The organism is Mesorhizobium sp. M4B.F.Ca.ET.089.01.1.1, assembly GCF_004022605.1.
Classification (GTDB): Bacteria; Pseudomonadota; Alphaproteobacteria; order Rhizobiales; family Rhizobiaceae; genus Mesorhizobium; species Mesorhizobium abyssinicae.
In genome coordinates this window covers 1-5,632 of record NZ_RZOS01000384.1, presented here as the reverse complement: position 1 = coordinate 5,632, position 5,632 = coordinate 1, and the positions used below count along the sequence as shown (strand labels likewise).

The 5,632-nt window shown below is 65.6% G+C and carries 10 protein-coding genes and 1 pseudogene; 8 read left to right on the top strand and 3 right to left on the bottom strand.

Annotation, left to right across the window (positions count from 1 at the left end; all coding sequences use genetic code 11):
• Window positions 1-261, bottom strand: a pseudogene (locus EN780_RS40830) (SAM-dependent methyltransferase); the annotation flags it as partial.
• Here EN780_RS40830 and EN780_RS26420 point away from each other — a divergent pair.
• The 4 genes from EN780_RS26420 (at window position 182) to EN780_RS26405 (ending at window position 2,622) form a co-directional block, all read left to right on the top strand.
• Complete coding sequence (locus EN780_RS26420) at window positions 182-982, top strand: ComF family protein (RefSeq protein ID WP_127286041.1); 801 nt, start codon at window positions 182-184, stop codon at window positions 980-982. The pseudogene EN780_RS40830 and the gene EN780_RS26420 sit on opposite strands and share 80 nt — an antisense overlap.
• Window positions 983-1,067: 85 nt before the next feature.
• Complete coding sequence (grxC, locus tag EN780_RS26415) at window positions 1,068-1,337, top strand: glutaredoxin 3 (RefSeq protein ID WP_127286042.1); 270 nt, start codon at window positions 1,068-1,070, stop codon at window positions 1,335-1,337.
• A 2-nt stretch (window positions 1,338-1,339) separates the two neighbouring features.
• Complete coding sequence (locus EN780_RS26410; RefSeq protein ID WP_127286043.1) at window positions 1,340-2,200, top strand: carbon-nitrogen hydrolase family protein; 861 nt, start codon at window positions 1,340-1,342, stop codon at window positions 2,198-2,200.
• Entirely contained in the window at window positions 2,197-2,622 is a 426-nt protein-coding gene (locus EN780_RS26405; RefSeq protein WP_128275757.1) for a DUF1178 family protein, read from the top strand. Before EN780_RS26410 ends, EN780_RS26405 begins: the two co-directional genes overlap by 4 nt.
• Window positions 2,623-2,626: 4 nt before the next feature.
• On the opposite strand, the gene EN780_RS26400 is transcribed toward EN780_RS26405, so the two are convergent.
• Window positions 2,627-3,112 (bottom strand): MarR family transcriptional regulator, encoded by a 486-nt coding sequence (locus tag EN780_RS26400; protein WP_127286045.1) that lies wholly within the window; start codon window positions 3,110-3,112, stop codon window positions 2,627-2,629.
• Between the two features lie 101 nt (window positions 3,113-3,213).
• Here EN780_RS26400 and EN780_RS26395 point away from each other — a divergent pair, with 101 nt between their 5' ends.
• Window positions 3,214-4,128 (top strand): DMT family transporter, encoded by a 915-nt coding sequence (locus EN780_RS26395; protein WP_127309172.1) that lies wholly within the window; start codon window positions 3,214-3,216, stop codon window positions 4,126-4,128.
• A 10-nt stretch (window positions 4,129-4,138) separates the two neighbouring features.
• Here EN780_RS26395 and ubiG read toward each other — a convergent pair whose 3' ends face one another.
• On the bottom strand, window positions 4,139-4,888 hold the full coding sequence (gene ubiG, locus EN780_RS26390; protein ID WP_127286047.1) for a bifunctional 2-polyprenyl-6-hydroxyphenol methylase/3-demethylubiquinol 3-O-methyltransferase UbiG: 750 nt from the start codon (window positions 4,886-4,888) through the stop codon (window positions 4,139-4,141).
• A 56-nt stretch (window positions 4,889-4,944) separates the two neighbouring features.
• Between ubiG and EN780_RS26385 the strand changes: the two genes are divergently transcribed.
• From EN780_RS26385 to EN780_RS26380, 3 genes are all read left to right on the top strand, one after another.
• Window positions 4,945-5,130, top strand: a complete 186-nt coding sequence (locus tag EN780_RS26385) for a hypothetical protein (RefSeq protein ID WP_127286048.1) — start codon at window positions 4,945-4,947, stop codon at window positions 5,128-5,130.
• On the top strand, window positions 5,127-5,387 hold the full coding sequence (locus EN780_RS40825; RefSeq protein ID WP_348631269.1) for a putative glycolipid-binding domain-containing protein: 261 nt from the start codon (window positions 5,127-5,129) through the stop codon (window positions 5,385-5,387). The genes EN780_RS26385 and EN780_RS40825 overlap by 4 nt, the downstream gene beginning before the upstream one ends.
• On the top strand, window positions 5,305-5,632 hold a 328-nt coding region (locus EN780_RS26380), incomplete at its 3' end, for a putative glycolipid-binding domain-containing protein (protein WP_245500145.1). The genes EN780_RS40825 and EN780_RS26380, both read left to right, overlap by 83 nt.

The window sequence follows — 5,632 nt, the reverse complement described above, 5'->3', positions numbered from 1 at the left end:
GGCGCCGAGCCGGTCGGCAAGGTCATCGGCGCCCCGCCGCATCAAGAAATCGGCGCCGCCCACGGTGTGGGCCAGGGCGCGGCGCTTGCGCGCCAGCCAGAGCGAGGTGTCGATGATAGGCTGCAACGGGCAGGTTCCTGTTTTCCGCGCTCCGATTATAGTGGAGCGGCGACGAAACCACGTGGCCGATCCAATGCCGAAGATCAAGGCCGTTGAACTCGGGACCATCGCGCGGCGGGCACTGGCCTTGCCGGCGCGCATCCTGTTTCCGCCGGTCTGCGCCGGCTGCCGGCGCCATGTCTCGCAGCCCGGCGTGCTGTGCGGGACCTGCTGGCCGAAGCTCAGGCTGCTGGAACGGCCCTGGTGCGCGGTGATGGGCACGCCGTTCACCCATGACATGGGCGAAGGCTTCCTCTCGGCCGAAGCGATCGCCGATCCGCCGCCCTTCGAACGGGCGCGGGCCGCGGTCGTCTATTCCGGCGTGGCGCGCCAGATGGTGCAAGGCCTGAAGTATCAGGACCGCACGGATCTGGCGCCATGGATGGCGCGCTGGATGCTGCGCGCCGGAGCCGAGCTGATCGCGGAGGCCGATCTCGTCGTGCCGGTGCCGTTGCACTGGCGGCGCTTCTTTCGGCGGCAGTTCAACCAGTCGGCCGAGCTGGCCAGGGCGGTATCGCACCTCAGCGGCCTGCCTTTCTCGCCTTCGGTGGTGAGGCGCGTGAAGCTCACCCGCCAGCAGGTCGGGCTGGAGCGGCAGGAGCGCGAGGACAATGTGCGCGCCGCCTTCCGCGTGCCGACCGAGGCGGAGATCGAGATTGCCGGCCGCCGGGTGCTGTTGATCGACGATGTCTACACCACCGGCGCGACAGTGAGGTCGGTGGCCAAGGCGCTGAAGAAGGGCGGCGCCGGAGCCGTCGACGTGCTGACCTTCGCGCGCGTTTTGCCGGGGGACTTTCGGGCCGACGAGTCCGCGACTATATAAAGCGAGAATTGTTGTTTTCGTGCATGTCGTTATCCCGGAAGCGCCACGCGCCTCCAGGCGCATGCATAGGCAGGATTGCTGGCTGATGATCGATGTGACGATCTATACCCGGATGATGTGCGGCTATTGCACCGCAGCCAAGCGGCTCCTCGACCGCAAGGGCGTCGCCTATACCGAGCATGATGCTTCCTTCTCGCCGGAACTGCGCCAGGAGATGATTTCCAGAGCGCATGGCCGTACCACGTTTCCGCAGATTTTCATCGGCGACACGCATGTCGGCGGATCCGACGACCTCCATGATCTGGAGGCGGAGGGCCGGCTCGATGTGTTGCTTGCCAACGGTTCGAGGGCTTGACCATGGGTGTTTTCAAGGCAGCGGCGGTGCAGATGCGTTCGGGCGAGAGCCCGGAGCGCAACGCGGTCGATCTGGAGCACCTCGTGCGCGAGGCGGCAGGCCTTGGCGCCAGCTATGTCCAGACCCCCGAGATGACCGGCGCGCTGGTGCGCGACAAGGAGGCGCGTGCCGCCTCCTTCACCTCCGAGGACAAGGACATCATCGTCTCGACCGCCAGGAAGCTGGCCAGGGAACTCGGCATTTTCCTGCACATCGGCTCGACCGCCATCCTGCGCGCCGACGGCAAGCTGGCAAACCGCGCCATGCTGTTCGCGCCGGATGGGGCGACGATCGCCAGCTACGACAAGATCCACATGTTCGACGTCGATCTCGACAATGGCGAGAGTTGGCGCGAATCCGCCGCTTACGAGCCGGGCACCGAAGCTGTCGTCGCCGAGATCGGCGGCGCGAAGCTCGGCTTTGCCGTCTGCTACGATTTGCGCTTCCCGCAGCTCTTCCGCGCCGAGGCGCTGGCCGGTGCCGACCTGTTGTCGGTGCCCGCCGCTTTCACCCGGCAGACCGGCGAGGCGCATTGGCATGTGCTGCTTCGGGCCCGCGCCATCGAGAATGGCGCCTATGTGATTGCCGCTGCTCAGGGCGGATTGCACGAGGACGGCCGCGAGACCTATGGCCATTCGCTGATCGTCGACCCGTGGGGCCGCATTGTCGCGGAAGCGGCGCACGACCAGCCGGCAGTGATCGTCGCCGAGATCGACCCGGCGCGGTCGCTTGCCGCGCGCAGGAAGATTCCCAATCTCAAGAATGCGCGCGAGTTCTCGGTCAATGCCGGCGAGGCGCCACGCCTCAGGGGTGCCGCCTCTTGATCCGTTTCTCCCTGATCTGCGAGCACGAGCACGAATTCGAGGCGTGGTTCCGGAGCAACGACGATTTCGACACCCAGAAGAAGCGCGGTTTCGTCGATTGCCCGAGCTGCGGTTCGCACAAGGTCGACAAGGCGCTGATGGCGCCGGCCGTCTCGACCGGGCGCAAGCAGGAAAAGATCGCGCTCGCCATGGGCGAAGCGCAGAAGCAGGCGTTGGCGCAGTTGAAGGCGATGGCCGAGAAGGTGCGCGAGAATGCCGACTATGTTGGCGACAAATTCGCCGAGGAAGCGCGCAAGATCCATTTCGGCGAGACCGATCCGCGCGGCATCTATGGCGAGGCGACGGTCGACGAGGCAAAGAGTCTGGTCGAGGATGGCGTCGAGTTCATGCCGATCCCCTGCTTTCCCGACGACCGCAACTGAGCATTCAGCTCAGGCTTCCGATCAGCTTTCCAAGCAGACTGGCCAGTGTCTCCCGCTCCGGCGCGGTCAGTCCGGCGAGGATTTCATGTTCGTTGGCGACATGGGCGGCGAGCGCCTCGTCGGTCAAGGCCAAACCCTTTTCGGTCAACCGCACCACCACGCCGCGGCGGTCGCTGGGATGCGGCGCGCGTTCGATCAAACCGGCCCTCTCCAACCGGTCCAGCCGGGCGGTCATGGCGCCCGAGGTCACCATCGTCGCCTCGTAGAGATCGGTCGGCGTCAAGGCGTAGGGCGTGCCGGAGCGGCGCAGGGTCGCCAGCACGTCGAACTCGCCTTGCTGCAATCCGAAGCGGGCAAACAGCGGCGCCAGCCGCTCGCGCGAGATCAGCGAGGCGGCTTCGTTCAGCCGTCCGATCACGGCCATAGGCGAGACGTCCAGGTCCGGCCGTTCCCTTTGCCACTGCTCGATCGCCCTTGCCGCCCGATCCATCTATCTCACCGAAAAGTATCTTGACATAAAGAATCTTTGTACTATGTTATCGCAAAACACAATAGCGGCCAAGCGCCGCGATTGAACGACGGGACCATCCGATGAAACTTCTCTGGGATTCGGCGGCCGGCCTGCTGGTCGTCACCGGCGGCCTGCTCGGCCTGACGCTGCCGTTCGGCAAACTGGCGACGGCGGCCGGCGTTCCGGCCATGGTCTGGGCTTTCGTCATCTCGCTCGGCGCCGGCGGCGTGCTGTTGCTGGCGCTTCTGGTGCGCGGCGAACGCATCCGGTTGACGGCGCACAAATTACGCTATTTTTTCGTCACCGCCGCCGTGTCCTATGCGGTCCCCAATTTGCTGATGTTCTCGGCCATCCCGCATCTCGGAGCCGGTTACACCGGCATCATGTTCACGCTGTCACCCGTCGTCACGCTGGTGTTCTCGATCCTGCTCGGCGTCAGGCGGCCAAACCTGCTCGGTGTCGTCGGCATCGCGGTCGGCTTCGCCGGCGCGGTGATGGTGGCGGTCACGCGCGGCGAGGCCGGCCAGCCGGCCGAGTTCTTCTGGGTGGCGGTCGGTTTGCTGATCCCGGTCAGCCTCGCTGCCGGCAACATCTACCGCACCGTCGACTGGCCCGAAGACACCGGTCCGATCGAACTTGCCGTCGGCAGCCATCTGGCCTCGGCGACGCTGCTGCTGGCCGGCATTCTGACGCTATTCGGCTGGCAGGCATTCGCTCCGCTCGGCGCGGTGCCGCTGGTGGTCGCCGGGCAGGTGGCGTCGGCCTCGGCGATGTTTGCCTTCTTCTTCCGCCTGCAGGCGGTCGGCGGTCCGGTCTATCTCAGCCAGATCGGCTATGTCGCTGCCGCGGTCGGCCTGTTCGCCGGCACGATCTTCCTTGGTGAGCACTATCAGTTGCTGACCTGGGCGGGCGCGGTGATCATCACGATCGGCGTGTTCATCACCACAAAGGCGCAGAACCAGACGAGCTTGAAGATGCGGAGCCAGGCAGCCTGACAGGGCGAGGTCAGACCGAGGCTTTTTCGGCCAGGACCATGTAGTTGACGTCCATGTCCTTCGACCGCTGCCAGCGGTCGGCCAGCGGATGGTAGACGACGCCGGTGCGGTCGATGATGGTCAGGCTGGCCGCGCCGAGGGCTTTTTCCAGCTCCTCCGGCCGTACCAGCTTGCCGAACTGGTGGGTGCCGCGCGGCAGCCAGCGCAGCACATATTCGGCGCCGATGATGGCGAGGCCGAGCGCCTTCAGCGTGCGGTTGATGGTGGCGACGAACATGATGCCGCCCGGTTTGACCATCTGGCCGCATTTGGCCACGAACAGGTCGATGTCGGCGACATGCTCGACCACTTCCATGTTGAGGATGACGTCGAATGTCTCGCCGGCGTCGGCGAGGTCCTCAGCCGTGGTGGCGCGGTAATCGACGCTGACGCCGACCTCGGCCGCGTGCAGCTTCGCCACTTCGATGTTGGTGGCGGAGGCATCGGCGCCGACCACTTCGGCTCCGAGCCGCGCCATCGGCTCGCACAGCAGACCGCCGCCGCAGCCGATGTCGAGGAAGCGCAGGCCTTCGAACGGTCTGGCCGCGCGCGGATCGCGGCCGAAGCGCGCCGCCACCTGGTCGCGGATATAGGCAAGCCGCACCGGATTGAACTTGTGCAACGGCCGGAACTTGCCGTTGGGGTTCCACCATTCGGCGGCCAGCGCGGAAAAGCGTTCCACTTCTCCGGCATCGATCGTCGACCGTCGGGGCTCTGGCATGGGCGGATCTCCTGACGCATGACCCCGAAAATCGCTTTCGATTTTCGGAAAGGATCATGCGTAAAATCAAAGTGCTAGGAAGTCGGTTGCCTGGCCGCGAATGTCAAGGCGGCTTTTTTCGACTGCTGCCACGAGCGAACAGCGAGCCTGCGCGCGCCGGCGGTCGGGCGGAGGCGTTCTGTCAGCACATGGCAGTTTCGTCGGCCCGCAACGGCAACGGCATTGCCCTGACGGACGAATGATGAGGCATGATGTTTCAAACAGGAGCGTGATCATGCGCCCGCACTCTTCGATCCTATGGCGGCGGCTCGACCTGGAAGGGCACGATGCCTGCCTGCTTTCCGATGCGGGCGACGGTTGGAAACTCAGGGGCCATGCGCTCTTCGTCCATGACGACAAGCCATGCAGCCTCGCCTATGAAGCCGACTGCGATTCCGGCTGGCGGACGCGCTCGGCGTGCGTCGACGGTTTTTGTCGGCGCGGAAACCCTGCACTTTGAGATCGAGCGGCTTGCCGATGGCGGCTGGACGCTGAACGGCGCCGGCCAGGCGGAGGTCGCCGGGCTGATCGACGTCGATCTCGGCTTCACGCCCGCCACGAACCTCCTGGCGATCCGCCGCTTCGACCTCGGAGTCGGCATGTCGACGCCCGCGCCGGCCGCCTATCTGGCCTTTCCCGAACTCAGGCTGATGCGCCTCGAGCAGAGCTACCGGCGGCTCGACGATACTCGTTACGGCTATGATG